The sequence below is a fragment of the Gammaproteobacteria bacterium genome (genome assembly GCA_029862005.1).
In the GTDB taxonomy this organism is placed as follows: Bacteria; Pseudomonadota; Gammaproteobacteria.
In genome coordinates this window covers 1-2,109 of the sequence record JAOTYD010000104.1, presented here as the reverse complement: position 1 = coordinate 2,109, position 2,109 = coordinate 1, and the positions used below count along the sequence as shown (strand labels likewise).

Here is a 2,109-nt window from a genome sequence, read left to right as displayed (position 1 = left end):
ATGAATTTTCTGCGATTGATTGAATTGTTCATGGTTAGTCTCCTTTAGTCAAATGTGAAGGGTTAATACAAATTTGGTTTGGCGTTAGATTTCAGATAGTTGCTACGTCAAAAAAACAAATACGCGTTTTATGTTTTCCAACGCAAAGATCGTTTCGTTAATACGCAACTTGCAAACAGCTAAATGCGGGCCGAAACCGGATACTGGAATCGAGGGCGAGGGAAACGATATTCTCGAAAGCGGGAAGACGTTCTCCCGAATTCGAGAATATCGGCTGATTTTCTGATTCGAATATTCAGAAAATCGGCCGGGAATCTACCGTATCTGGAGTCAAAATTCGTTTAACAGAGAAATTTTGCGGGTTTAGCTCCGTTTGTTGGCACAATTTGGTCAAAATACTCGCAAATCGCGTGCCATATTATCCGTGTCGGAAGGTTGGCATTACCATTGCAAGTTAAATTTTCAACTGTCAATTACTGGCGCGTTCCCGGAAAAGATGATGTCCGAATTGTCGCTGCAGACCAAGGGCATGCTCGCATTTACGGTGCTGATGATCTACGCCGCCGGCCTCACACTGTTCGTGCTGGACCAAAAAGAGGAGTTGATTGACGAAGTCGAGCAACTGCGCTCCGTCTACGAACGCGAAGCTGCGGTATCGCAGTCCGACCTCGCCACCCTGCGAACCCTGCAGAACCTGCGCTCGCAAATTCTCGTTCACGGTAACGATATCGAACAGGATGGCTTGCGCTATCAGCTCGCGGTGGTGCGTTCCCTGTATGAAGGTTTGCCCATGCGATATCCGGGGGCCGAGACGACCCTGCTCTCGCTTCAGCGGGCCCTGGACGAGGCCTACATCAACCCGACGTTGGCGAGCGTATCCGCGCTGCGCTATAAACTTCAGGACGCGGAGAAGATGCTGGGCCACCGAATCGATAAGGCTCGCCAACAGCAGAGTAACCTTGTGGATGGATTCCGCAGCCACAGTGACAGTGTGGCGTTCGCGGCACTGGTGATCGGTGTTCTGGGATTGATGGCGATCGGAATCACCAGTGGTCGCTTTCTCAAGGCGATCAGCCGTGACCTGAAAACCCTGGAGGTTCAGACGGCAGCCATAGTCAAGCGCGAGAACCCGCCCATCGACTCGCCCGGCGGCGGTCTGCCCCGGCGCGGTGACGAGGTCGGGAAACTCTCCGAGGCCCTGGAGCGTATGGCGGTCGAACTCGAGGAGCGTGAGCGCCAGAGCGAGATCGAGCGCGAAAAATACATCCACCAGGAGAAAACTGCCGCCATCGGTACCCTGGCCGCCGGTATCGTTCACGAAATCGGTAATCCCGTGGCGGGAATTGCCGAATTGGTGCGCGACATGCGGGAAAATGAAGCATCCTGCACCTTCGATCACGAGCAACTGCGCACCAGCTGCGATGCCGTCCTGCAGTACCTGGAACGCATCGTTGCAATCGTTCGGGATGTATCGGACTTTTCCAGCAGCCCCTCGAGAGAGCGTGAACTGCTCGATCTAAATCAGCTGATCCGCACCACCTATCGGCTCATGCGTTACGACAAGCGGCTGCTGAAGGTCGGGTGCGCACTGGAACTGGACAGTGAGTTGCCGGCGGTGGAGGGCAACGAAGAACAATTGATCCAGGTCATTATGAGCATGCTGGTCAATGCGGCTGACGCGGTGGAAGGGGTCACTAGCCGGGTGCCGGTGATTGCCATATCCACCTACGCCGAGAACGATGGATTGCGCCTGACCATCCGTGACAACGGATGTGGCATGGACGAGGAGGCGCAGAGGCACAAATTCGATCCGTTCTACACCACAAAGTCGGTCGATCGCGGAACCGGTCTGGGCCTCACCCTCTGTCAGTCCATCGTCACCGAGCACGGCGGGACCATCGAAATCGAATCACAGATCGACATGGGTACCACGGTCCAAATCTACCTGCCACGAACCGCGTATGAGCCGCAGGAAACGGGCGACGTTTTAAACTGCTAATTCCGGGGATAGTATTCCTAATTGCTCGCAGGAAAACGGGGTCAGGCTGGCGCCTGCCCGTGTCAGGTGCCGTGGGTGTTGCTTTCGTAGATATCCATTACCGATTTGAG

Annotated in this window: 1 protein-coding gene; it reads left to right on the top strand. The window is 54.5% G+C overall.

What is annotated here, in order from left to right:
- The first annotated feature begins 373 nt into the window (after positions 1-373).
- Complete coding sequence (locus OES20_19250; GenBank protein ID MDH3636829.1) at positions 374-1,999, top strand: ATP-binding protein; 1,626 nt, start codon at positions 374-376, stop codon at positions 1,997-1,999.
- Positions 2,000-2,109 lie beyond the last annotated feature (110 nt).